The sequence below is a fragment of the Streptomyces sp. NPDC057623 genome, from assembly GCF_042800355.1.
GTDB lineage: Bacteria > Actinomycetota > Actinomycetes > Streptomycetales > Streptomycetaceae > Streptomyces.
Genome location: NZ_JBHVGZ010000037.1, coordinates 61,842 through 85,899, shown reverse-complemented (window position 1 = coordinate 85,899; position 24,058 = coordinate 61,842). Strand labels below are relative to the sequence as shown.

19 protein-coding genes are annotated in these 24,058 nt (G+C 72.0%); 7 read left to right on the top strand and 12 right to left on the bottom strand.

Annotation, left to right across the window (positions count from 1 at the left end; genetic code table 11):
- Positions 1–73: 73 nt before the first annotated feature.
- A complete protein-coding gene (gene lepB, locus ACFU95_RS30915; RefSeq protein WP_383834018.1) occupies positions 74–745 on the top strand; it encodes a signal peptidase I in 672 nt (223 codons plus the stop codon).
- An 86-nt stretch (positions 746–831) separates the two neighbouring features.
- On the opposite strand, the gene ACFU95_RS30910 is transcribed toward lepB, so the two are convergent.
- The 7 genes from ACFU95_RS30910 to ACFU95_RS30880 form a co-directional block, all read right to left on the bottom strand.
- Positions 832–1,812: a cation diffusion facilitator family transporter gene (locus tag ACFU95_RS30910; protein WP_383834015.1), complete on the bottom strand. Its 981-nt coding sequence runs from the start codon at positions 1,810–1,812 to the stop codon at positions 832–834.
- A gap of 179 nt (positions 1,813–1,991) precedes the next feature.
- Complete coding sequence (gene manA, locus ACFU95_RS30905; protein ID WP_383834012.1) at positions 1,992–3,143, bottom strand: mannose-6-phosphate isomerase, class I; 1,152 nt, start codon at positions 3,141–3,143, stop codon at positions 1,992–1,994.
- A 130-nt stretch (positions 3,144–3,273) separates the two neighbouring features.
- Positions 3,274–4,401 carry an SIS domain-containing protein gene (locus ACFU95_RS30900; protein WP_383834010.1) on the bottom strand — a complete coding sequence of 376 codons (1,128 nt, stop codon included), beginning with the start codon at positions 4,399–4,401 and terminating at the stop codon, positions 3,274–3,276.
- A 294-nt stretch (positions 4,402–4,695) separates the two neighbouring features.
- Positions 4,696–4,866 (bottom strand): Trm112 family protein, encoded by a 171-nt coding sequence (locus ACFU95_RS30895; protein WP_383834007.1) that lies wholly within the window; start codon positions 4,864–4,866, stop codon positions 4,696–4,698.
- A 331-nt stretch (positions 4,867–5,197) separates the two neighbouring features.
- Entirely contained in the window at positions 5,198–6,562 is a 1,365-nt protein-coding gene (locus ACFU95_RS30890) for a phosphomannomutase/phosphoglucomutase (RefSeq protein ID WP_383834004.1), read from the bottom strand.
- 113 nt (positions 6,563–6,675) lie between these two features.
- Positions 6,676–8,292 (bottom strand): L-lactate permease, encoded by a 1,617-nt coding sequence (locus ACFU95_RS30885; protein ID WP_383834045.1) that lies wholly within the window; start codon positions 8,290–8,292, stop codon positions 6,676–6,678.
- 182 nt (positions 8,293–8,474) lie between these two features.
- Positions 8,475–8,852 (bottom strand): DUF3499 domain-containing protein, encoded by a 378-nt coding sequence (locus ACFU95_RS30880; RefSeq protein WP_030053098.1) that lies wholly within the window; start codon positions 8,850–8,852, stop codon positions 8,475–8,477.
- A 343-nt stretch (positions 8,853–9,195) separates the two neighbouring features.
- Here ACFU95_RS30880 and ACFU95_RS30875 point away from each other — a divergent pair, with 343 nt between their 5' ends.
- Positions 9,196–9,639: a metallopeptidase family protein gene (locus ACFU95_RS30875; RefSeq protein ID WP_383834042.1), complete on the top strand. Its 444-nt coding sequence runs from the start codon at positions 9,196–9,198 to the stop codon at positions 9,637–9,639.
- Between the two features lie 17 nt (positions 9,640–9,656).
- On the opposite strand, the gene ACFU95_RS30870 is transcribed toward ACFU95_RS30875, so the two are convergent.
- The 3 genes from ACFU95_RS30870 to ACFU95_RS30860 form a co-directional block, all read right to left on the bottom strand.
- A complete protein-coding gene (locus tag ACFU95_RS30870; protein WP_383834000.1) occupies positions 9,657–11,174 on the bottom strand; it encodes a DUF5719 family protein in 1,518 nt (505 codons plus the stop codon).
- A complete protein-coding gene (locus ACFU95_RS30865; protein WP_383833997.1) occupies positions 11,171–14,821 on the bottom strand; it encodes a glycosyltransferase in 3,651 nt (1,216 codons plus the stop codon). Before ACFU95_RS30865 ends, ACFU95_RS30870 begins: the two co-directional genes overlap by 4 nt.
- 225 nt (positions 14,822–15,046) lie before the next feature.
- Positions 15,047–15,310, bottom strand: a complete 264-nt coding sequence (locus tag ACFU95_RS30860) for a WhiB family transcriptional regulator (protein ID WP_003975777.1) — start codon at positions 15,308–15,310, stop codon at positions 15,047–15,049.
- Between the two features lie 646 nt (positions 15,311–15,956).
- Here ACFU95_RS30860 and ACFU95_RS30855 point away from each other — a divergent pair.
- The 4 genes from ACFU95_RS30855 (at position 15,957) to ACFU95_RS30840 (ending at position 19,849) form a co-directional block, all read left to right on the top strand.
- Complete coding sequence (locus ACFU95_RS30855; protein ID WP_383833993.1) at positions 15,957–16,463, top strand: cysteine dioxygenase; 507 nt, start codon at positions 15,957–15,959, stop codon at positions 16,461–16,463.
- A 33-nt stretch (positions 16,464–16,496) separates the two neighbouring features.
- A complete protein-coding gene (gene cofD, locus ACFU95_RS30850) occupies positions 16,497–17,456 on the top strand; it encodes a 2-phospho-L-lactate transferase (protein WP_383833990.1) in 960 nt (319 codons plus the stop codon).
- A complete protein-coding gene (locus tag ACFU95_RS30845; protein WP_383833987.1) occupies positions 17,453–18,763 on the top strand; it encodes a coenzyme F420-0:L-glutamate ligase in 1,311 nt (436 codons plus the stop codon). Before cofD ends, ACFU95_RS30845 begins: the two co-directional genes overlap by 4 nt.
- An 84-nt stretch (positions 18,764–18,847) precedes the next feature.
- Positions 18,848–19,849 (top strand): DNA-3-methyladenine glycosylase family protein, encoded by a 1,002-nt coding sequence (locus ACFU95_RS30840; RefSeq protein ID WP_383833984.1) that lies wholly within the window; start codon positions 18,848–18,850, stop codon positions 19,847–19,849.
- 168 nt (positions 19,850–20,017) lie between these two features.
- Here the strand turns inward: ACFU95_RS30840 and ACFU95_RS30835 are convergent, their stop codons facing one another.
- Together ACFU95_RS30835 and ACFU95_RS30830 are read right to left on the bottom strand one after the other, a co-directional pair.
- Positions 20,018–21,100 carry a sugar phosphate nucleotidyltransferase gene (locus tag ACFU95_RS30835; protein WP_383833982.1) on the bottom strand — a complete coding sequence of 361 codons (1,083 nt, stop codon included), beginning with the start codon at positions 21,098–21,100 and terminating at the stop codon, positions 20,018–20,020.
- Between the two features lie 116 nt (positions 21,101–21,216).
- Positions 21,217–22,704 carry an N-acetylmuramoyl-L-alanine amidase gene (locus ACFU95_RS30830; protein WP_383833979.1) on the bottom strand — a complete coding sequence of 496 codons (1,488 nt, stop codon included), beginning with the start codon at positions 22,702–22,704 and terminating at the stop codon, positions 21,217–21,219.
- A 123-nt stretch (positions 22,705–22,827) separates the two neighbouring features.
- Between ACFU95_RS30830 and ACFU95_RS30825 the strand changes: the two genes are divergently transcribed.
- Positions 22,828–23,583: a TIGR03089 family protein gene (locus ACFU95_RS30825; RefSeq protein ID WP_383833977.1), complete on the top strand. Its 756-nt coding sequence runs from the start codon at positions 22,828–22,830 to the stop codon at positions 23,581–23,583.
- Positions 23,584–24,058: the final 475 nt, after the last annotated feature.

Here is a 24,058-nt window from a genome sequence, read left to right as displayed (position 1 = left end):
GCCCGCACGGGCCGTTCACGGACGACCGCCACCCTCTGCCGCCGCGGACGTTCCGCATGGGGAGGGAGTGCAGATGGGGCAGGCGCGAAGACTCAGGGTCACGGCGTGGGTGTTGGGCCCCTTGGGGCTGCTGCTCGTGATCGCATCCGTGCTGTGGCTGCGGACCGGCTACGTGCTGTCGACCGTGTCCAGCGAGAGCATGACCCCGACGTACGCCGTCGGGGACCGGATCGTCGCCGAGCGTGTCGGCGGGGACGAGGTGCGGCGGGGCGACGTGGTGCTGTACACGGCGCCGGAGCGCTACCCGGGCGGGGTGAGCGTCATGCAGCGCGTCATCGGAGTCGGCGGCGACCACGTCGTCTGCTGCGAGGACGCGGGCACGGCGCGGGAGCGGATCACCGTCAACGGCAAGTCCCTCAGCGAGTCGTACGTACAGGACGGTATCGCCGACGGGATGCGTCGGCCGTACGACGTGAAGGTGCCGGAAGGCCGGTTGTTCCTGCTCGGCGACCATCGCGTGAACTCACTCGATTCGCGCTTCTTCGCCGAGGATCACGGCGGGACGGTGCCCACCGGGGCGGTCGTGGGCCGGGTGACCGACAGCTCCGCGATGCCGTTGCTGCTCGGCGGGGCCGCGCTGCTCGGTCTTCTGCTGGCGCTGGCCGGGGTCGTCTGCGGGGTCGTGGCACGGAACATGCGGCGGCGACCGGCGGCTCAGCTGGCGTTGTGGCCCCAGCACTTGTGAGCGGACTCGTGGGCCGGGGATGCTGACGGGGGCCCGCCGAGTCGTTCGGCGGGCCCCCGTCGTACAGAAAGGCGTCGTACGGAATATCAGTGCCCGGTGCCGTGCGGCGCCGGGCCTCCGGGCGTCGCCTCGCGGTCGGCGCCCTTCGCGGCCTCGGTCTCGCTGTAGATGTCGGGCTCGAGGTAGATCACGCGGGCGATCGGGACGGCCTCGCGGATGCGGGCTTCGGCGGCGTTGATGGCGGAGGCGATCTCGGTGGCCGTGTCGTCGTGCCGGACGGCGATCTTGGCGGCGACCAGGAGTTCCTCGGGGCCGAGGTGGAGCGTGCGCATGTGGATGATGCGGGTGACCACGTCGCCGTCGACGATCGCGGCCTCGATCTTCTGGACGTCCTCGAGGCCCGCGGACTCGCCGAGCAGCAGCGACTTGGTCTCGATGGCGAGGACGACCGCGATCAGGACGAGCAGGACGCCGATGCAGACGGTGCCGATGCCGTCCCAGACGCCGTCACCGGTGAGCAGGGCCAGGCCGACGCCGCCCAGGGCGAGGATCAGACCGACCAGCGCGCCGAGGTCCTCCAGGAGGACGACGGGCAGCTCAGGGGCCTTGGCGTGGCGGACGAACTCCTTCCAGGACTTCCTGCCCCGCAGGACGTTGGACTCCTTGATGGCCGTGCGGAAGGAGAAGGTCTCGGCGATGATCGCGAAGACGAGGACGCCGACCGGCCAGTACCAGTTGTCGATCTCGTGCGGGTGCTTGATCTTCTCGTAGCCCTCGTAGAGGGCGAACATGCCGCCGACCGAGAACAGGATGATCGAGACGAGGAAGGCGTAGATGTAACGCTCGCGGCCGTAGCCGAAGGGGTGTTGCGGGGTCGCCTCGCGCTGGGCCTTCTTGCCGCCGACCAGCAGCAGGGCCTGGTTGCCGGAGTCCGCGAGCGAGTGCACGCCCTCGGCGAGCATCGATGACGAGCCGCTGAACGCGAACGCCACGAATTTCGATGCCGCGATCGCGAGGTTGGCGGCGAGTGCCGCCACGATCGCCTTGGTTCCGCCTGACGCGCTCATGTGTCGCGTTGTCCCTTCGACTTCGTGGCCTTCGTGGCCTCGTGGCCTTCGTACGTACGCCGTCCAGGCGTCGCCGGGGGGAGCGTGCGGCCCCCGATCGGCTTTGCCCGTCCTTTGCCGGTGGGCCATTGTTGCAGCCCGGTCCGACAACGGTGCGCCGGGCCGTCGGATGCCCTCGGTCAGGCGACGACCGTGGCCCGGAAGACCGTGCCGGCACCGGACACTTCGGCCTTTTCGCCTGCCGCTACGAAGACGGAGCGGCCGGGCGTCAGTTCGTGCTCGCCGGCGCGGACGGAACCCGCCGTGCAGAGCAGGATCTGCGGCGTGGCGCGCGTGAGGTCGTGGGCGGCGGTGCCCTCCGGGAGGACGTACCGGGACAGCCGGAACTCGTCGATCGGGGTCTCGTAGACCTCCTCGCCGTCCGGGGACGCCTCCGGGCGCAGCACACCCGGGTCGCTGGGCTCGAAGCGGACGATGCGCAGGAGTTCGGGGACGTCGACGTGCTTGGGGGTGAGGCCGCAGCGCAGGACGTTGTCGGAGTTGGCCATGATCTCTACGCCCAGACCGTTCAGGTAGGCGTGCGGGATGCCCGCGCCGAGGAACAGGGCCTCGCCGGGCTGAAGGCGGACGTGGTTGAGGAGCATCGCGGCGATGACGCCGGGGTCGCCCGGATAGTGGTGGGCGATGTCGGCGTACGGGGCGTAGTCGCCGCCGAGGCGGCTGCACGCGGCCGCGGCCTCGGTGACGGTGTGGGCCATTTCGGCCGGGTCCGCGGTGAGGATCGCCGTGAGCACCTCGCGCAGGGCGGCGTCCTCGGGGTGGGCGTGCAGCAGGTCGACGTACGGCTTCAGGGAGTCGACGCCGAGGCCGTCGAGCAGGCCGGCGACCTGGAGGGGGTCGCGGAAGCCGCACAGGCCGTCGAACTCGGTGAGCGCGCAGATCAGTTCGGGCTTGTGGTTGGCGTCCTTGTAGTTGCGGTGGCCGGCGTCCACCGGGATGTCGCGGCGCTCCTCGTCCGCGTAACCCTCCTTGGCCTGCTCCAGGTTGGGGTGCACCTGGAGGGAGAGCGGGGCGCCGGCGGCGAGGATCTTGAGGAGGAAGGGCAGGCGGGGGCCGAACTTCGCCACGGCCGCGGCGCCCAGTTCGCGCTCCGGGTCGGCCTCGATCACCTCGACGAGCGTGCCGCGCTCGGTGCGCGAGGGTGCTCCCGGGTGCGCGCCCATCCACATCTCCGCCTGCGGTTCGCCGGTCGGCTCGGCCCCGATGAGCTCCGGGATCGCGGTGGTGGAACCCCAGGCGTAGGGGCGGACGGTGTTGTCGAGGCGGTCCATGCGGGTTTCTGCCTGCTCTCTGCGAGTACGACGGCTTCTCTTCGTGGCGGACACGGGTTCGCCTTGTGTACGGCTCTCGGTTCCTGTTCGGTTCCTCTGTCGTACGGCTGCCGGGGCGCCCTGAGACAGATCAGGCTCCCGAGGCGAGCGCCAGGTAAACGGCGGCGAAATCCGTGATGGCGATCAGTTCGGCGAGGGTCTCCAGCTCGCCGCCGGGTTCCGGCTCCAGTTCGCTGATCGGCGTGTCGTGGCTGAGGGCCAGGTCGCGGGCGGCGGGAGCGGCTGTGAGGCCGCCGAGCGGGCGGTCGCGCAGCAGCACCACGCGCGCGTGCAGGGCCGGTGCCTCCTCCACGCGGTCGCGGAAGAAGTCGTCGGGATCGGCGCTCGCGGCGAGCTTGCCGGCGAGCAGGGCGTTGTGCGAGGCGAGTGCCTCGGGCAGCTCGGCGACGACAGCGGGGTGGCCGGAGAGTTCGGCGAGCGCGGCGGCGAAGCGGCGGCCCGCCGGGCCCGCGGAGACGCCCTCGGTCCAGATCAGCGGGAGCGCGTCGGCGAGTTCGGCGGCCAGGGTCTTGGCGGGATTGCTGTAGGTCGCGATGGCGGGACCGCAGCGCTCGGCGATGTGGTCCAGGCGGTCGGCGACCTTCTCGACGGCCTCGGGCGGGGCGGTGATCATGCCGGTGCGGTCGAGGAGCGCGAGGAGCGGGATGAGCAGCGCCCACAGCACGCCGGGGGCGGAGGCGGCGTCGGCCTCGTCCTGCTCATACGGGGCGGTCGCCATCGGCACGAACAGGCCGTGGTTGTTGTGCAGCGCCTCGGTGAGCGGGGAGCGGGCGGGGGCCACGGCGACGACGGTGCAGCCGCGGCGGTAGGCCTGCTCGGCGAGCAGGGACAGGCCCGGCTCGGTGCCGTCCGGGGTGGTGATCAGCAGCAGGTCCACGGAGCCGGCCCAGCCGGGCAGCTCCCAGCGCAGGGCGCCCGCGGCGGGGGCGACACCGGCCGGGGCCAGTCGGGTGACGGGGCTGGTGACGCCGGCGAGCGTGCCGAGGAGGTCGGCCACGCAGGCGGCGGCGGTGCCGGGGCCCGCGAGGATGATGGCGCGGGGGCGGCCGTCGGGTTTGAGGTCGTGGACGCCGGCCTCGGCGGCGTGCCGGGCGGCGGTGCGGACACGGGCGCCTGCTTCGGCCGCGCCGCGCAGCAGGGCACGGCGGTCGGCCTCGGCGAGCGCCTCCGGCGTGTCCAGCAGCGATTCGTCGAGCATGGGCGGCAGCCTCCGATCGCCGGGTCGTCTTGGGGGCGGGGTCCTGCGCGGGATTGTGCGCTGGGGGGCTTTGCTCGGTCGCGGGTTGTCTTCAGTTCTTCTTTGTACCGGTCTGTGACACCGGTCTTCTTTGTACCGGTCCGTGACACCGGCTTTGTATCGGTCGCGGTGTCGGTCGGCGTTCGGTTCCGTGCCGGTGGCTGACATCTGTCGTACCGGGGCCGGACTCCTGTACGCCGGGGGCGGCGCGTCCTTGGCCGATGACGATCGCCTCGCGGTGGCCGTCGCGTCGCGTTACGCGGGGCGGCGGGCCTCGTCGACGAGCAGGACGGGGATGCCGTCGCGGACGGGGTACGCCAGGCCACAGTCCTGGGCGGTGCAGATCAGCTCGGCGTCCTGCTCCTTGAGCGGGGCGTGGCAGGCCGGGCAGGCGAGGATCTCCAGGAGGCCGGCTTCCAGCGGCATGGTTGGTCCCTTCTGGGGCGGTGTGCGTGGTACGTGCGTGTGTGCGGATGTGCCAGGTCAGCGTACCGCCGGTGGGGGCGGGGTGCCGGGGTTGGGCGGTGTTGGGGCCGTGGCCGCGGGATTCGCCCCCGCCGCCCCTGCCCGTCCCATCCCTGAAGGGGCGCTGCCCCTTCGACCCCCGCTATCGGCCCTCAGGGCCTCGTCCTCAAACGCCGGACGGGCTGAAGTGCCCGCACCGGCCTTGAGAAGTGACCGCCTCTGACCACGAGGTCAAGCCTCCTGCGGGTGTGCGTACTCGGGATGGCGGTAGCTCGTCCTCGAACGCCAGCCGTCAGCCTCTGATGATCTCCAGTACTTCGTCCCGTACCTTCGCCATCGTCGTCTCGTCCCGGGCCTCCGCGTTGAGGCGGAGCAGGGGTTCCGTGTTGGACGGGCGGACGTTGAACCACCAGTCGGCGGCCGTGACGGTCAGGCCGTCGAGTTCGTCGAGTTCCACGTCCTCCCGAGCCTCGTAGGTGGCCTTGACGGCTGCCAGGCGGCCGGCCTGGTCGGTGACGGTGGAGTTGATCTCGCCGGAGCCGGTGTAGCGGTCGTACTGGGCCACCAGCCCGGACAGGGGGCCGTCCTGGCCGCCCAGGGCCGCGAGGACGTGGAGGGCGGCCAGCATGCCCGTGTCGGCGTTCCAGAAGTCCTTGAAGTAGTAGTGGGCGGAGTGCTCGCCGCCGAAGATCGCGCCGGACTTCGCCATCTCGGCCTTGATGAAGGAGTGGCCGACGCGGGTGCGGACCGGGGTGCCGCCGTTCTCCTTGACGACCTCCGGGACCGACCAGGACGTGATCAGGTTGTGGATGATCGTGCCCTTGCCGCCGTGCCTGGCGAGCTCGCGCGAGGCCACCAGGGCGGTGACGGCGGACGGCGAGACGGGGTTGCCGTTCTCGTCGACGACGAAGCAGCGGTCGGCGTCGCCGTCGAAGGCGAGGCCGAGGTCGGCGGACTCTTCTCGGACCCGCTTCTGGAGGTCGACGATGTTCGCCGGGTCCAGCGGGTTCGCCTCGTGGTTCGGGAAGGTGCCGTCCAGCTCGAAGTACATCGGGACGAGGGTGAGGGGCAGGCCGGAGAAGACCGTGGGGACGGTGTGGCCACCCATGCCGTTGCCCGCGTCGACGACCACCTTCAGGGGGCGGACGGAGGTCAGGTCGACGAGGGAGAGGAGGTGGGCGGCGTAGTCCTCCAACGTGTCCCGCCGGGTGATCGTTCCCGTCCGCGCGGCCGGTGCGGGGGCGCCCGAGTCGGTCCAGCCCTCGACCAGTTCGCGGATCTGCGCGAGGCCGGTGTCCTGGCCGACCGGGGCCGCGCCCGCGCGGCACATCTTGATGCCGTTGTACTGGGCCGGGTTGTGCGAGGCCGTGAACATCGCGCCCGGCAGGCCCAGCGCGCCCGAGGCGTAGTACAGCTGGTCGGTGGAGCACAGGCCGATCCCGGTGACGTCGACGCCCTGGGCCGCCGCCCCGCGCGCGAAGGCCCCGGACAGGCCGGGGGACGAGGGCCGCATGTCATGCCCGGTCACGATCGCGCTCGCGCCCGTCACCTCGACGAAGGCGGCCCCGAAGAGCTCGGCCAGTGCCTCGTCCCACTGGTCCGGGACGACCCCGCGCACGTCGTACGCCTTCACGAGCTGTGACAGATCAGCAGCCACGGCCAACCCTCCTGAAAGTCCTGTCGGTCACCCCAAACTACCCGCCCCCACTGACAGCGGGCTGTGCGGCCACTGAGTGAACTCCGAGCCGTAACCTCAGGTCAGCGCGGACGTCAGGGCAGCATCCAGCCCAGCACGGGTGAACTCTGGCCGACGACGATCAGGCACATCACCAGCAGCAGGCCCAGACTCCACGGCAGCACCCGCCGCAGCAGGTCCCCCTCCCGGCCCGCGAGCCCTACGGCCGCGCAGGCGATGGTCAGGTTCTGCGGCGAGATCATCTTGCCGAGCACACCACCTGAACTGTTGGCGGCGGCCAGGAGTTCCGGCGACAGCCCCGACTCGCGGGCCGCCGTCACCTGCAACGCGCCGAACAGCGCGTTGGCCGAGGTGTCCGACCCGGACACGGCCACACCGAACCAGCCCAGCACCGGTGACAGGAAGGCGAGCCCGGCGCCTGCCGCGGCCACGAAGTAGCCGATGGTGGCCGCCTGTCCGGAAAGGTTCATGACGTAGGCGAGTGCCAGCACGGACGTCACGGTCAGGATGGCGAACCTCAACTCGTGCACGGTCGCGGCCCACTCCCTGACCGCCACGCGCGCGTGCACTCCGAGCACGACCGCCGTGCACACCCCGGCGAGCAGCACGAGCGTGCCGCCGGTGGAGACGATCGGCCAGCTGAAGACGTTCCCGCCGACCGGCTCCCCGTCCGCGTTCACGACGTTCAGGAACGGCCAGTCGTACGTCTGGGTCGCCTCGGCCAGCCAGTCCTTGATCACCGGGATCTGCGCGAGGGAGAAGATCACGACGATCAGCGCGTACGGCGCGTAGGCCCGCAGGACTTCCCGCCGCGGATCGTCCTCGTCCAACTCCTCGCTGCGCGCCCCGGTCAGCACGGACGCGCGTACGGCCTCGGTGGCGGGCACGCGCGCGTGCGGTACGGCGACCAGGGCGCCCGCACCGGCCAAGGCGGCGCCGATGTCGGCGAGTTGCGCGGAGACGTAGTTGGAAGCGGCGAACTGGGCCACGGCGAAGGCGACTCCGCACGCGACAGCGGGCACCCAGGTCTCCCGCAGCCCTCGTCGCCCGTCCACGAGCCCCACCAGCACCAGCGGCACGACCAGGGCCAGCAAGGGCGTCTGACGCCCCACCACGGAGGCGACGTCGTCCAGGGGAAGCCCGGTGACCTGAGCCAGCGTCACCACCGGCGTTCCCATCGCGCCGAAGGCGACCGGCGCGGTGTTGGCGACCAGTGCGACGACCGCCGCCCGCACCGGTTCGAAGCCCAGCGCGACGAGCATGACCGAACAGATCGCGACGGGCGCCCCGAATCCGGCGAGCGCCTCCAGCAGGGCCCCGAAGCAGAAGGCGACGACGAGCGCCTGGATGCGCGGATCGTCGGAGAGCCGCCCGAACGACCTGCGCAGGATGTCGAAATGCCGGGTGTGGACGGTCATCCGGTACACCCACAGGGCGTTGACGACGATCCACAGGATGGGGAAGAGCCCGAAGACGGCTCCCTGGGCGGCGCTGGAGAGCGTCTGACCGAGCGGCATGCCGTACGCGAGCCAGGCGACCAGAACGGCCGCCAGGAGCCCTGTGAGCCCCGCCAGATGGGCTTTCATCCGGACCCCGCCCAGCAGGACAAGGACGATCACGAGCGGCAGCGCCGCCACCAAGGCGGACAGGCCCAGCGAGCCTGCGACGGGTTCCAGTTCCTGGACGTACACGGGCACCTCCCCGGATTCCGCCATGCGGAAAGCGATTTCTCGTTCCGGCCTACGGAATGGTCGTGTCCGCGCCAACCACACGTCAATGCTTGTGCGTCACTCAACGAAACGAACACGCGGGGAAGCGCGAGAAGGAAGCGCCGGAAGGGGAAGGAAGGCAGCGAAGAGGGGGAAACCGGCCGTCAGTTGTCGGGCGACCGCAGCACCCGCAGATGCCCTCGCCGCGCGACCTCCATCGGATCGGCCCCGCGACCCCCGCCTCCGCCGGCCTGGGCCGCGCGCTCCTGCGGACGGGCCGCCTCGCGCACGGCGTTGGCAAGCGCTTCCAGATCGTCGCCGCTGGGACGGGCCGGAGCCGAGCCGTCCAGCAACCGCACGACCTCCCACCCGCGGGGGGCGGTGAGACGCTCGGAGTGCTCGGCGCACAGGTCGTAGCAGTGGGGTTCGGCGTAGGTGGCGAGCGGGCCGAGGACCGCGGTCGAGTCGGCGTAGACGTACGTCAGCGTCGCGACGGCGGGGCGGCCGCAAGCGGTGCGCGAACAGCGACGTACAGGGCTCACGACGTTGGACGGTACCGCACTCTTGAGCGGGCCGCGACGACTCTCCCCCAGGTCACCCCACCGTGTCGTGTTGTGAAACACCCCACACACCCCTTCTGTCCCAACTCGCTGACCTGCGTGGAAGCCGGCCTCCGAGATGCCGAACATCCTCGAGGTTGGTCACCACTCACCACAAACCCCGTCAATTACCTCGCCATCGACGGTCTCGGAGAGATACGGAATCGAGCCCAACCTTGGCTGGAATGGTCATCTGCCGACATGCCGTACGAGCGGCTGAACGTCACCCCTGCCACGACCTGCGGATCGGACACACACCGGCCGCGAGGACTACGCTTCAGCAGTGATGGAAGCCCCCGTACCGCCCCGTGCCGCAGGCCCCGGGCCCCGCCGTCGTGATCGTCACGGGCGGGGCATGCGCGGACCGATCGCACCACCCCAGGTGCCGCTCGCCGCGAGCCGTGCCGACGCCTTCGCCGACCTGGTGCAGGACTCCGTGGAACGCCTCGAACGACGCTGGCCCCAGCTGGGCGACATCGATTTCCTGGTCCTTGAGGTCCCCCGCCTGGACGGCATCACCTGGAACGACGCGGCGGTCCCCCTCGGCGGCACCGTCCCCGCACGCGAGGGCCGCCCCGCGCGGGTGGTCATCTACCGCCGCCCGGTGGAGATCCGCACCAAGGGCCGGGACGAGCGAGCGGCCCTGGTCCACGAGGTCGTCGTAGAGCAGGTGGCGGAGCTGCTGGGCCTGACACCCGAGACGGTGGACCCCCGCTACGGAGAGGACTGACGGCGTCGGCCGGGGCCCTATCTCTGCAGCACCGACAAGTCCTCGTCGGCCTCCGGCACAGCCACCATCCCCCGATCGTCCGGCAGCGTCTGCACGGTGAAGCCGGACACCCCCTCGGTCGTCGCCGCCAGCGTCCGGGACGCGTAGACCGGGCCGCCCGACACCGACTCCACCGTCAGCGCGTAGGTGCCCTTCAGACCGCTCGGCACCGGCACCTGCACGTCCTGGGTGGTGCCGGACCTGATCGTGTACGTCTTCGTCGCCGCCGTACCGCCGTCGCTCCCCGCCGACGCGGTCACCTTGATCTTCGCCGCACGGAAGGGCGCCGTCACGGACAGCGTCGTGCCCTTCGCCCGGTTGTCCACGGCCGTCGCACGGGGGCCGACCGGTCGGCTCGCCGGTATGAAGGCCGTCTCCTGCCCGGTCCCCTTTCCGCGCACCACCCGCAGCGCCGCGACGACCGGCACGGACCGGTCCGTGGGCGTCAGGACCAGCGACCCCGTCTCGCCCCGCATGACGTCACCGAGATCCACCGCACTCGTCATGCCCGCCTTGACGTGCAACGTCTCGTTCCCGGCGGGCGTGATCGGCCCGGACGGCGCCGCGAGTCGCACCTTCAGGTCCGCGTCGGCGTCCCCCGGCGTGAAGGCGACCAGGCGCACGGATGTGGCGTCCTTCGGGATGCCGGGCAGCACCAGGCTCCCCGCGGGATCGGCGGACGCGGCCAGCCAGTCGCCGCCGAGCTTGTCGTCCAGCGCCTGCACCGAAGCACCCACGCGACCACTGCGCACACTCACGTGCACGGTCACGTTGTCCTGCTTCTCACTGGTCAGCGTGGACAGCAGGATCGGCTCACCGGAGTGCGGCTGGACCGTGATCCCCTCTCCCACCGTGGTCTCGAGCGCACCGTCCTTGCCGTACAGCTCGATGTCCACGACGGCGGCGGAGTCATCGGGGTTGGTCAGATGCACGTAGTCCGTGCGGTCGGCGGCCATACTGGCGCCCGGGAACCAGAACTCGGTGTCGGGTGCGGTGCAGTTGACCCCCTGGAGACCACGTCCCGTGCCCGCGGCGACCTCCGTGGTCTCCTGCACGGTCCAGCCGGGCGCGAACCTGCCGTCGGCGGTGCCGACCAGCGCCGGCGAGTCGGCACCCGACGTGTCGCCGGTGACCGGCGTACCCGGCTCCTTGGCCTCCAGGACCGGCTTGTCCGCCTTCCCGGTCCCGCCCGCGTCGTCGGCCTTCTCGCCCTTGCCGTCCGCCTTGTCGCGCGACTCCTGCGCCGCGGACCGGAGTTCCGCCTTCCCATCGCTCCCCGTCCCCTTGGTGGCGGGGGTGAACGACGTGTACGTCGTCTCGGCGAGGTCCGAGGTGCTCGGCGCCGGACACAGCAGGCTCGTCCGCTCCACGGGCAGCTCGGCGGCCGCCTGGGCGGCGTTCGCGCTCGACGCGTCCGGCGTGGTGAGCGCCGCTAGCCCGGTGACGGCGGCGAGGGCGGTGCCGCCGGCGATCAGGGACAGGGTGGTGCGGTTCACTGCTGGCTCCCGTCGGGACGCTCGCTGCCGTGCGGTTGCTGCTGCGCCGGGTCGTACGTGGGGTCGTAGCCCTGCTGGTACGTCTGGTCGTACGACGGGTCGTACGGCGCCGTGGCGGACTGCCCCCCGTACGCGTACGGGTCGTACTGGCCGCTCTGGTACGGATCCGCCTGATACGCCTGGTCGTAGGCGCCGTCCGCCGGGTACTGCCGGCTGCTCTGGTACTGCTCCCCGCCGTAGCCGCCGTACTCGGTACCGGCATGGCTGGGTGCGTCCCACTGGTCGTGGGACTGCTGCTGCGGAATCGTCGCGTGCGGCGCCTGCTGCGGCGGAGGCGGGAACTCGGCACCCTCGCCGGGCTCTTCGGCCTCGGCCTGGGCACGCAGCCTACGGGCCCGTCGGCCCTCGCCCGCGATGTCCTCGGCGGGCACGGCCGGCTCCTCGGGCAGGTCGTCGTCGATGTCGCGGCGACGTCCCGGAAGGGCCATCACGACGAGGACGAGGGCGAGGGACCCCTGGACCCACAGCCAGGCGGTGTGACCGATCGGGTCGTCGTAGGTGACGTCCAACCTGCCGCCCTCGGCGGGGAGTTCGAAGCCCTGGGCCCAGCCGTCGACCGTGGTCGAGGTGAGCGGCTTGCCGTCCAGCGTGGCCGTCCAGCCGTCGTCGGCGCTGTCGGCAAGGCGCAGCACGCGGCCGTCGGAGCCACCCTGAATCGTGGTGTGGATCTCAGTGGGCCCGGCGGCGACGGGCTGGGGCTCGGCCGCATCGGACCCGGCGACGATGGCCGCGCGCGACACCTGCCGGTCGATCCGCCACAACGCGCTGCCGTTCTGCTCGCTCAGCCGCGACAGTCCGGGCGTGGCGTCCAGCACGCGCGCGACCTCGCGCGGTGCGCCCTTGTGGACGAAGACGTAGCGCACCGCGAACGCGCCCAGCTGGTCGGCCTGGTCGGCGCCGGAGCCGGCGACGAGGTTGGCGACGATCTTGTCGAGCCTGGCGTTCTCCCCGTCCGCGGCGGCGAGTTCGGCGTCACCGAGGCGGGCACCGGAGCCACGCACGAGCATGTAGCCGACGTGGGCCGAGGAGTCGCTGTCGAGGACGAGGGTGCGGGCCTGGTCGCGGGTGCCGCTCTCCTCGGCGACGAACGCGGGCACCTGCACGGGGTCACGGCGCTCCAGCGGCCCGTCGGCGCCGCCGATCATCCAGCCCGCGGCGACGAGCAGCGGGCCGGCGGCCGCGGCGAAGGCGACCAGCGCGGCGACCGGCTGGCGCCAGCCGAAGCTCTGCTCGGCCACCCGCGCGCGTGCCCCGTCGGCGCCGAGCGCGGCGGCGGCCAGGAGTGCGATGCCGTAGACGAGGGTCGCCGGACCGGCCCAGGCGGAGCTGTTGGACAGGGCCGCGAAGACGAGGCCCACGAGGGCGACCGCCCAGGCCGCCCAGATCCCGAACTGGCGCTCGGAGCGCAGCAGGGCGGCCAGCGCCGCCAGCACGACGCCGATGAGCATCAGCCCGCTGACGGTGCCGGGCCCGCCGGGGCTGGCGCCCAGCAGGTCCAGCGGGGACGCGGCCGAGGAGCCGTACTCCAGGCCGGCCTCCTGGAAGAAGCCGAACGGAAGCAGCGACAGCGACCAGGGCGCGAGAACCAGCAGGGGCACCCCGGCCTGGGCCAGGAAGCGCAGGCCGTACGCGGTGATGTCCGCGCGCCGCACCGCCAGGAGCCCGATCCCGAGGACCAGGGCGATCGGCCACACGATCGGCGTGAAGGCCGTGGTGATCGTCAGCAGCAGGGCGTACGCCCAGGTCGCGCGCCAGCTGCCACGCGCACCGGAGCTGTTCGTCAGGCCGCTCGCCGCAATGCCGGCCCGCGCGAGGAGCGGCAGCAGGACGGCGAGGACGGCGGTGCCGATGCGGCCCCCGGCGAGCGCTCCGGTGGCGGCGGGCAGGAAGGCGTAGACGACGGCCGCCCACGCGCGCAGGAGACGCGACTCGACGAGCGGGCGGGAGGCGAAGTAGGCGGTGAGGCCGGCCAGCGGCACCGAGCAGACCAGCAGGACGGTGACCGCGAGCCCGGTCGAGCCCAGCAGCACCGAGGCGAGCATCGCCACGAGCGCCAGATAGGGCGGCGCGGAGGAGGTGCCGCCCGCGCCCACCGGATGCCAGGCGTCCAGGTAGTGCGACCACAGCTCACCGGAGTCGGCCGGCGCGGGCAACAGCGCACCACCGGCGAGCGCACCGCCGCCGAGCAGGGCGCGGCAGGCGATCAGTGAGACGAACAGCAGCACCAGGAAGAGCACCGGGCCGGGCTTGCGGGCGACGCGCTTGAGGCGTGCGAACTGCTCGACCTCCAGGAAGTCCGCGTCGTCGCCGCCGGGCCCGGACTCGATCGCGCTGCCGTGTCGTCCCGCGCCGGCGGCCGCCTCGGGGTCGGAGCTGCCGAAGAGACTGCTCGCGGCCTGTTCGACGGTGGCCCGCACGGTCGCGCCGGGCGGCGGGAACAGCGCCCGCAGCTCGCCCTTGTCGATCACGGGATTCCCGCGCCTGCGCCGTCCGGCGATGATCCGCTCGGGGCGCAGCAGCGTGCCGACGAGGCCGCGGATCTCGTCGAGGGCCTGCCCGGGGACCTTGCCCACGAGGTAGGCCAGGGTCCGCAGGACGGTGCCGACCACGAGGCGCAGCAGCACCCAGGGCAGCGCGGCTGTCCGTGTGTTGACGAGCAGGGTGTAGACGGCGCCGGCCTTGTCGACCTTGTGCGGGGAGGCGGCGGTGCGGCCCACGCAGTCGACGGTGCGACGCTCGCGGGAGGACGCCTCGGCGTGTCGTACGACTGCCTCGGGGGCGACGAGGACGCGGTGGCCGGCGGCCGTGGCGCGCCAGCACAGGTCGACGTCGTCACGCATCAGGGGCAGCCGTCGGTCGAATCCGCCGAGCTGTTCGAAGATGTCGCGCCGGATCAGCATGCCGGCGGTGGACACGGACAGCACGGACCGGACGTGGTCGTGCTGGCCCTGGTCCTGTTCGCGGCGGTCGAGGCCGGTCCAGCGGCGGCCGGAGTGGGCGATGGTGACGCCGACCTCCAGGAGCTGCCGGCGGTCGTACCAGCCGCGCAGCTTGGGGCCGACCACGGCGACGTCGTCGCGGCCCAGCTCGTACTCGTTCTCCACGACGCGCAGCAGCTGGGCCAGGGCGTCGGGTTCGGGGGCGCAGTCGTCGTGCAGGAGCCACAGCCACTGCACCGGCTCCCCGTGAGGGAGGTCGGGCATGTCGTAGGCGTCGTCGCGCCATGTGCGCGTGACGGGGTCCCAGCCGCTCGGCCGCTTCAGATACGTCAGCTCGTCCGGGGTGAGGACGGGGGCGGAGCGGTTGGCCTCCTCGACGGCCTGGCCGAATCCGGTGCGCCGGGCGAGGTGCAGCACGCGTTCGTCGCCGAGGGCGTCGGTGACCAGCTGGGCGGAGTGGTCCCCGCTGCCGGTGTCGGCCGCCATGGCGAACTGGACGGGGCGCTCCTGGCCGAGCAGCCCGGCGAGCGCGTCGGGCAGCCAGCGGGCGCCGTCGTGGGAGACGAGGACCGCGGTCACCACATGACGCGGGAACTCAGGTGTGGCAGCGACGTCGTGATGGGCTGCCGTGTGGCTGTGCACGGACATCGAGGTACGGGCCCCGGTTCGATGGACTGCGGTGGACACCTGTGTCCCGAGGGGACAGCGCGGCGTCTCGGACGAGCGACCACACTATCGGCTGGGCATCACGGCGGCCCGCCGCCTGTGGATAACCCACCTGCGACGGGCCGTTCGAGACATATTCGAGACGTATGTATGTGCGGTTCGGTCCTGCCGCTCGGCCTGCGACGGCCGGGCGGCCCGGCGCGCCGCTCAGACGGCCGCCTTCTTCAGGCGTCGGCGCTCACGTTCGGACAGACCGCCCCAGATGCCGAATCGTTCGTCGTTGGCGAGGGCGTACTCAAGGCACTCGGAGCGGACCTCACAGGCGAGGCAGACCTTCTTGGCCTCGCGGGTGGAGCCGCCCTTCTCGGGGAAGAACGACTCGGGATCGGTCTGGGCGCACAGCGCGCGCTCCTGCCAGCCGAGTTCCTCGTCCGCGTCGTCGACCAGCAGTTGCTGCACCAGCTCGGTCATGTGCGCCCCTCGTCTGTCTTTCGCGTCCCCGTGATGTAGCCGTTACCGATTCCGGCTGAACGACACGAGTGAAATTACAAGTGTGCTGCTCCGGGCGAGTCAAGCCGAGATCTGCTATTGAGCCCCTTATTCACTCTGCGGAACCAAGGCTAGCGGAAAGTGTTCAAATCGGCATAAACCTTGACAAGCAGACGAGGCCCGGGAGGGTGCCCGACCCCGTTCAGAGCCTGTACGGAAAAGGACGCCCAGAAGTTCGATCTCGTTGCACACGCGCGCGGAAGCGAACCGGATCACAGTCGGATCACAGGATCACAACGACGCTCATGCGCCCGGTTGTGCGCCATGTGTCCCGACTAACCCATGAACAAACCTTTCGCCACAGAGATGAACCGGATGAGGTGAAACATGTCCCACATAACGGGCGCCGAGTTGACACCTGAGGTGCAAACCGATGTCCTTGTGGGCATGCTCGCGAACTCGGCACCCACCTCGACCCGCACCGCCGGGTCCCACGGTGCTGCCCGCGCTCGCTGTAGCTGTTGCTGTCCCAGCTGTTGAGCCACACCTGCTCCAGCTGTAGGCCGAGCCACCCGTCCCTCGGCTCTCGTTCCCTCTGACCTTCCTTCACTGAGGAACCACGCACCCCATGAACAGCGACAGCGACCTCCAGATCGCGGGCGACCTCCTCGAAGTCCCGCACCTCCTCCAGACACCCCGCGAGCACCCGGCCACCGTCGCCGAGTTCGTCGGCCTGGCGCGCTCCATCGCCGACGACCGGTCGCAGTGGGAGCACCTCGTCCGGTACGACGCGACCACGCGCTGGTACCACCGGCTGCACACGGGCCCGGGCTACGAGGTGTGGCTGCTGTCGTGGGTGCCCGGACAGGGCAGCGGCCTGCACGACCACGGCCGGTCCTCCGGTGTCCTGACGGTTCTGGACGGCACGCTGACCGAGCGCACGGAACGCGGCACGCGCGTGCTGGAGGCCGGCGCTCAGCGGGTGTTCGCACCGGGGTACACACACGAGGTGGTCAACGACGCGCTGGAGCCGGCGGTGAGCCTGCACGTGTACTACCCGGGCCTGACCGAGATGCCCATGCACACGGCTTCGGCCTGCGCGGCGCGTCCCGAGCCGCGTCCGGTGACTGCCTGACGCGTTGTCGTACCCGCCTGCGAGACTGCTTCCATGCGCATTGTGGTTCTGGCAGGCGGCATCGGTGGTGCCCGGTTCCTGCGCGGTCTGAAGCAGGCCGCGCCGGACGCGGACATCACGGTCATCGGCAACACCGGGGACGACATCCACCTCTTCGGGCTGAAGGTCTGCCCCGACCTCGACACGGTGATGTACACGCTCGGCGGCGGCATCAACGAGGAGCAGGGCTGGGGCCGGGCCGACGAGACCTTCCATCTCAAGGACGAGCTCGCGGCGTACGGCGTGGGGCCGGAGTGGTTCGGGCTCGGCGACCGGGACTTCGCCACGCACATCGTGCGGACGCAGATGATCGGCGCCGGATACCCGCTGAGCGCGGTGACGGAGGCGCTCTGCGACCGCTGGAAGCCGGGAGTCCGGCTCATCCCCATGACCGACGACCGCGTCGAGACGCATGTCGCGGTCGAGGTGGACGGCGAACGCAAGGCGGTCCACTTCCAGGAGTACTGGGTGCGGCTGCGCGCCTCGGTGCCGGCCGAGGCGATCGTGCCGGTCGGCGCTGAGCAGGCCAAGCCGGCGCCGGGCGTCCTGGAGGCGATCGCCGAAGCCGACGTCATCCTCTTCCCGCCGTCCAACCCGGTCGTCTCGGTCGGCACGATCCTCGCCGTCCCCGGCATCCGCGAGGCGATCGCCGAAGCCGGCGTCCCGGTGGTGGGCCTGTCCCCCATCGTCGGGGACGCGCCCGTGCGCGGGATGGCCGACAAGGTGCTCGCGGCGGTCGGCGTGGAGTCGACGGCCTCCGCGGTCGCCGAGCACTACGGCTCCGGACTCCTCGACGGCTGGCTCGTCGACACCGTGGACGCGGCTTGCGTGGAGCAGGTCGAGTCGGCGGGGATCCGCTGCCGCGCCGTACCGCTGATGATGACCGACCTCGACGCGACCGCGCGGATGGCCCGGGAGGCGCTGACGCTGGCGGAGGAGGTGCGGGGGGCTTGAGCGAGGTGTCTGCCGACGGCTACCGGGTCTGGGCCGTCTCCGGGATTCCCGAGGTCCGGCGGGGCGACGACCTCGCCAAGCTGATCGCCACCGCCGCACCCGGCCTCGTCGACGGGGACGTCCTCCTCGTCACCTCGAAGATCGTGTCCAAGGCGGAGGGGCGGATCGTCGAGGCGGCCGACCGGGAGGCCGCGATCGACGCGGAGACCGTACGGGTCGTGGCGCGCCGCGGCCCTCTCCGTATCGTCGAGAACCGGCAGGGCCTGGTGATGGCCGCCGCCGGGGTGGACGCCTCGAACACCCCCGCCGGGACCGTGCTGTTGCTGCCCGAGGATCCGGACGCGTCCGCGCGGGCGATCCGGGACGGGCTGCGGGACGCCCTCGGCGTCGAGGTCGGCGTCGTCGTCACCGACACCTTCGGGCGCCCCTGGCGCGCCGGGCTCACCGATGTCGCGATCGGCGCCGCCGGCATCCGCGTACTCGACGATCTGCGCGGGGGCACGGACGCGTACGGCAATCCGCTCAGCGCGACCGTCGTGGCGACCGCGGACGAGCTGGCCGCCGCCGGTGACCTCGTCAAGGGCAAGGCCGCCGGACTGCCCGTCGCCGTCGTGCGCGGGCTGGCCCACACGGTGGCCGAGGACCACGGGACGGGTGCGCGCCCCCTGGTGCGCGACGCGCGTGACGACATGTTCCGGCTGGGGACGTCGGAGGCCGTACGGGAGGCGGTCACCCAGCGGCGTACCGTACGGGCCTTCACGGACGAGCCCGTCGACCCCGGGGCCGTACGACGGGCGGTCGCGGCGGCTGTCACCGCTCCGGCGCCGCATCACACCACGCCGTGGCGGTTCGTGCTGCTGGAGTCGGAGGAGTCGCGGACGCGGCTGCTCGACGCCATGCGGGACGCGTGGATCGCCGATCTGCGGAGGGACGGCAAGAGCGAGGAGTCGATCGCCAAGCGGGTGCGGCGCGGGGACGTGCTGCGCAACGCGCCGTATCTGGTGGTGCCCTGCCTGGTCATGGACGGTTCGCACACGTACGGCGACGTGCGGCGGGACGGTGCCGAGCGGGAGATGTTCGTCGTCGCGACCGGCGCCGGGGTGCAGAACTTCCTGGTCGCGCTGGCCGGGGAGCGGCTGGGCTCGGCCTGGGTGTCGTCGACGATGTTCTGCCGTGAGGTCGTGCGGGAGGCACTCGGGCTGCCGGCGGACTGGGATCCGATGGGGGCGGTGGCGGTCGGTCATCCGGCGGAGCGGCCGCGGGCTCGGGCACAGCGGGATGCGGGGGCTTTCATCGAGGTTCGCTGACGCGGGTCGCGCAGGGCCTACGCTCGTAGGACCGCTCGCTCCGGTGTTCACGCAAACCCCTCCGGCACTCCTAGGACCTCACTCGTGGCAGGACGTTTCGCTCCGCGGCCCACGCGTACGACCGTGCGCGGTGGGCATGTCGCCGTACCCGCGGGTGTGCCGCGGCAGGCTGCCGCGCCGGGGAAGGTGCGGACGGTGGTGCCGGACGGGCCGCTCGATCTCGGGCTGGTGCTGGGGCCGCTGAAGCGGGGGCCGGGGGATCCGACGTTCCGGGCGATGCCGGACGGGTCCGTGTGGCGGGCCTGCCGTACGCCTGCCGGGGCCGGGACTCTGCGGCTCACCGGGCGGGGTGACGAGGTGCGGGGCGAGGCATGGGGGCCGGGGGCCGACTGGCTGCTGGAGCAGTTGCCGGAGCTGCTCGGGGCCGCTGACGAGCCGTCCGCCTTCGTGCCGCGGCATCGGCTGTTGGCGGTGACCCGGCATCGGCGGCCGGGGCTGCGGCTGACGCGGACCGGGCTGGTGCTGGAGTCGTTGATTCCGTCGATTCTGGAGCAGAAGGTCACGACCGATGAGGCGTATCGGGCGTGGCGGTTGCTGGTGCGGAAGTTCGGGGAGCCGGCGCCGGGGCCCGCGCCCGGGCGGATGTGCGTGATGCCGGATGCGGCGGCCTGGCGGCTGATTCCGTCCTGGGAGTGGCATCGGGCCGGGGTCGACAACAAGCGGGCGTCCACGATTCTGCGGGCCGTGCGGGTTGCCGCGCGGCTGGAGGAGGCGGTGCGGATGCCTCCGGCTCAGGCGCAGGCTCGGTTGGAGGTGGTGCCGGGGATCGGGCCGTGGACGTCGGCGGAGGTTGTGCAGCGGAGTCATGGGGCGGCGGATGCGGTGACGGTGGGGGATCTGCATCTGCCGGGGATCGTGGGGTTCGCGTTGGCGGGGGATCGGGATGCGGACGACTCCGTGATGCTGGAGTTGCTGGAGCCGTATGCGGGGCAGCGGCATCGGGCGGCTCGGTTGATTCTGTTGAGTGGGCGGGTGCCGGCGCGGCGGGCTCCGCGGATGCCGCGGGGGGATATCGGGCGGTTGTGAGGGGGCCGCCGCGGGGGCGCCAGGGTTTCCTCGCCCCCGCCGCCCCTACCCGTCCCATCCCTTGAAGGGGCTCCGCCCCTTCGACCCCGCCAAGGGGCTGCCGCCCCCTGGACCCCCGCTTCGGCCCGCAGGGCCTCGTCCTCAAACGCCGGACGGGCTGAAGATGTCCTACTGGTCCGGTGAGAAGCGCACCGCCCCCGCAGGGATCCGTGCGTCGCACCACACCCGTACGCCCTCCATCAGCTCGTTGTCGGCGCCGATCACCGCGCCGTCGCCGATGACGGTGCCGGTGAGGACGGAGCGTTCGCCCACGCGGGCCCGAGTGCCGATGAGGGAGTCGGTGATGATGGCGCCCGGTTCGATGACGGCGCCCGGGAGGATGGTGCTGCCGAAGACGCGGGCGCCCTCGGCCACGAAGGCGCCCTCGCCCACCACGGTGCCGCCGGTCAGCTTGGCGTCGGGGGCCACCCGGGCCGTGGGGAGGATCAGGCGGTCGCCGCAGCGGCCGGGGACCGCGGGGGACGGGGCCCGGCCCAGGACCAGGTCCGCCGAGCCCCGGACGAACGCCGCGGGCGTGCCCAGGTCCAGCCAGTAGGTCGAGTCGACCATGCCCTGGAGGTGGGCTCCGGCCGAGAGGAGGTCCGGGAAGGTCTCGCGTTCCACCGAGACCGGGCGGCCCGCCGGGATCGTGTCGATGACCGAGCGGCGGAAGACGTACGCCCCCGCGTTGATCTGGTCGGTGACGATCTCCTCGGGGGTCTGCGGCTTCTCCAGGAACGCCGTCACCCGGCCCGTGTCGTCCGTGGGGACCAGGCCGTACGCCCTCGGGTCCGTCACCTTGGTGAGGTGGAGGGAGACGTCCGCGCCCGTCGTCTCGTGCGTGCGGACCAGGGCCCTGATGTCCAGGCCGGTCAGGATGTCGCCGTTGAAGATCAGGACCGGGTCGTCGGGGCCGGAGTGGAGCCGGGAGGCCACGTTGCGGATCGCGCCGCCCGTGCCGAGGGGCTCCTCCTCCGTCACGTACTCCAGGTGGAGACCGAGGGCCGAGCCGTCGCCGAAGTACGGCTCGAAGACCTCGGCCAGGTACGACGTCGCCAGGACGATGTGGTCGACGCCCGCCGCTCTCGCTCTCGCCAACTGGTGCGTGAGGAACGGAACCCCGGCCGCCGGGACCATGGGCTTCGGCGTGTGCACGGTGAGCGGGCGCAGCCGAGTGCCCTTGCCGCCGACCAGGAGGATCGCTTCTGTCACCTGTCGTCTCTGCTTCCTGCCGGGACCGGCCGAACTGTCTTTCGACCGGCCAGTGTATGCAGACCGTTGTACGGCCCCCTCGACGGCAGTGCGGTACTCCGCGGTTCCGTGTCGGCTCAGCGACCCTGGTAACGGGCCGCCGAGGCGCGGGCCGAGCCGAGCTTGCGGTAGAGCTGCCGTCCGGGGCACTCCGTGGAGTAGCCGTCCCGATGGCCGGAGATCACGTTCAGTCGTACGTTCTTTCCCTTTCGGTAGAGATTGCCACCGCCGGACGTCAGGTATGTCTTTCCGCGCGGATTGGCGCCGTAAAGGCCCAGCTTCCAGGCGGTGAGGCGGGCCACGGCCTTCACCGAGGCCTTGGTCGGCTTGGTGGCGCCGTAGCTGCCGAGGACGGCGATCCCCATGCTGTTGGAGTTGAAACCGAGGGTGTGGGCGCCCAGGACGGCCTTCGCCACTCCCCCGGCGCGCCCCTCGTAGATGTTTCCGCACTTGTCGACGAGGAAGTTGTAGCCGACATCGCGCCAGCCCATGCTCGCGACGTGGTAGCGGTAGATACCGCGAATGAGCGAGGGGGCCTGCGAACACGAGTACTTGCTGCCGGTCGCCGTGTGGTGCACGAAGGCCGCCTTGACCTTCTTCGTGTACACGAACTGCCGCTCCCGCCATCCTTCGTTCGCGCCCCAGCCGCGCCGCGTGACGATGCGCGGCCGCGGCCCGATGTAGGGCTTCGCCCGCTGTGCCTCGGTCAGCTCGTTGCCGCGCAGGGCCATCAGCTCCCGTTCGGTCGCGGCCCGGCCGAGCGCCGGGATCTCGGCGGCACCGACGGGGGCGAGTTCGGCGTTGGCACCGGAGGCGACGAGGACCTCGGCGGTCTCGACGGTCTCGGGGTTCAGTGAGCCGGGGCGGGTGGCGCCGGCGGTGTCGGCCTTCTCCGGGGCGGGCTCACCGGGGTCGACGAGTTCGAGGCGAAGGCCCGCGGGGAGCGTGGCGGCCTCAGGGTGGGCCGCCGAGTCGTCGCCGCCCCGGACCCCGTCCTCGCCCTCGGGTCCGTCGGTCGGCCGGGGCCCGGTCTCCGCCGTGACCCGCACTTCCACACCGTCCGACTCCCCGACCCACAACGGCGCCGTGGAGCCGCGCACCCGGCCCGAGGTGGGCTCGTCGGTGCCCGGGTCGGCCGCGTGTGCGCTGTTGTGCGTATCGAGGTCCTGCCAGCCGGACCAGGCACCCGTCCCGACCGCTCGGGTACGGACCTGGACGCGGCCGTGCAGTTCGTTGTCGGGGGTGTCCCAGGTGACGCCGACGAGGGAGAAGTGCCGTACGCCCCGGGGGGAGAGCCCCCATTCGGCGGGGTCGCCGACATCGCGGTCACCGGTGAGGGCGGCGAGGGGAAGGGACTGGGTGCTGCCGGGGACGGACGGCTCCGCGCCCTCCTGACGCACCGGCGGGCCGGCCACCGTCCTCCCGCTTGTGGCCACTTCCGCTCCGAGCACCGGTCTCGCGGCCGTGGCGGCGGCGGATGGGGTGAGCGGGAGAGCGAGAGCGGCCGCGCACGTGACACCGATCGAGGAAGCAAGGAATCGACGCATACCCCTGATGTTGGACATAGTCATACAAACCTGTCCAACGGGGAACTGACGAAGCGTCGACCCGCGATACGTCCGAACCGGTGGCGGGCGGCTGCCCCCACCCGGGGGTGCGCACCCGCCCGCCCGCGTACGCTTGCGCGGGTGAACGCCACCGATCGCACCCCTGCCGACCTGCTGCGTTCCGCGCTCGCCGCGGATCCCGGACGCCCCCTGGTGACCTTCTACGACGACGCCACCGGGGAACGCGTCGAATTGTCCGTGGCCACCTTCGCCAATTGGGTGGCCAAGACCGCGAATCTGCTCCAGGGCGACCTCGGCGCCGGTCCGGGCGACCGGGTCACCCTGCTGCTGCCCGCGCACTGGCAGACGGCGGTGTGGCTGCTGGCGTGTTCGTCGGTGGGCGCGATCGCGGACGTGGGCGGGGACCCGGCGGCGGCCGACGTGGTCGTGAGCGGCCCGGACAGCCTGGAAGCCGCGCAGACGTGCCGCGGCGAGCGGATCGCGCTGGCCCTACGGCCACTGGGCGGCCGCTTCCCGCAGCCGCCGGCCGGATTCGCCGACTACGCCGTGGAAGTGCCGAGCCAGGGCGACCGTTTCGCCCCGTACGCCCCGATCGACCCCGAGGACCCGGCCCTCATCGTGGCCGGCCGGGAGTTCAGCGGCGCCGAGGTCGTCGAGCGCGCCCGAGCCGAGGCGACGGGACTGGGCCTCACGGGCCCCGGCTCACGGATCCTCTCGGCCCTGCCGTACGACACCTGGGAGGGCCTCAACGCCGGGCTGTACGCCGCCCTGGCGACCGACGGCTCGGTCGTCCTGTGCCGCCACCTCGACTCCCTGACCGAGGACGCCCTGGCCAAGCGCATCGACAGCGAACGCGTGACCACCACAGCGCGGTAGCCTCCGGCGCCGTACCCATGCCGGGTTGCCCGGCGCTGTCCCACCCCACTGGGGCTGCCGCCCCAGACCCCGCTTCGGCCCTGAAGGGGCCTCGTCCTCAAACGCCGGACGGGCTGGAGATGCCGGACCCGGCGCCGAAGAAGTGGCCGTACGCCCTGCGCCCTGGACGGCGCGCACCCCCACGGGCCCGGCGGCCGCGTACGGCGGCAAGGGGCCGCGTCGGGGGGGTGTCCGCCCGCAGAGTCCGGCGTCAAGACACGGCACCTCTCGCGCAAGGCCAGCCCACCGGACCGAGGACGGACACCCCCCGACGCGGCCCCGACCCACAACCCCACCGAACCGCGCTACACGCACCCCCACCGAACCCGCACAGGCGCCGCAGGCATCCCACCCACCCGCCGGCAGCATCCGTCACCCGTTCAGCCCCCCACCACCCTCCCCCCGCCCGCCATCCACGCCATGGTCGTAACAGCAG

Excerpts from the sequence above, each read along its gene's own strand:
- ACFU95_RS30830 (WP_383833979.1), bottom strand. The coding sequence starts at position 22,704 with ATGTCCAACATCAGGGGTATGCGTCGATTCCTTGCTTCCTCGATCGGT.
- ACFU95_RS30860 (WP_003975777.1), bottom strand. The coding sequence starts at position 15,310 with ATGACCGAGCTGGTGCAGCAACTGCTGGTCGACGACGCGGACGAGGAA.
- ACFU95_RS30900 (WP_383834010.1), bottom strand. The coding sequence starts at position 4,401 with ATGCTCGACGAATCGCTGCTGGACACGCCGGAGGCGCTCGCCGAGGCC.
- ACFU95_RS30895 (WP_383834007.1), bottom strand. The coding sequence starts at position 4,866 with ATGCCGCTGGAAGCCGGCCTCCTGGAGATCCTCGCCTGCCCGGCCTGC.
- ACFU95_RS30855 (WP_383833993.1), top strand. The coding sequence starts at position 15,957 with ATGAACAGCGACAGCGACCTCCAGATCGCGGGCGACCTCCTCGAAGTC.
- ACFU95_RS30865 (WP_383833997.1), bottom strand. The coding sequence starts at position 14,821 with ATGTCCGTGCACAGCCACACGGCAGCCCATCACGACGTCGCTGCCACA.
- ACFU95_RS30910 (WP_383834015.1), bottom strand. The coding sequence starts at position 1,812 with ATGAGCGCGTCAGGCGGAACCAAGGCGATCGTGGCGGCACTCGCCGCC.
- cofD (WP_383833990.1), top strand. The coding sequence starts at position 16,497 with ATGCGCATTGTGGTTCTGGCAGGCGGCATCGGTGGTGCCCGGTTCCTG.
- ACFU95_RS30875 (WP_383834042.1), top strand. The coding sequence starts at position 9,196 with ATGGAAGCCCCCGTACCGCCCCGTGCCGCAGGCCCCGGGCCCCGCCGT.
- lepB (WP_383834018.1), top strand. The coding sequence starts at position 74 with ATGGGGCAGGCGCGAAGACTCAGGGTCACGGCGTGGGTGTTGGGCCCC.
- manA (WP_383834012.1), bottom strand. The coding sequence starts at position 3,143 with ATGGACCGCCTCGACAACACCGTCCGCCCCTACGCCTGGGGTTCCACC.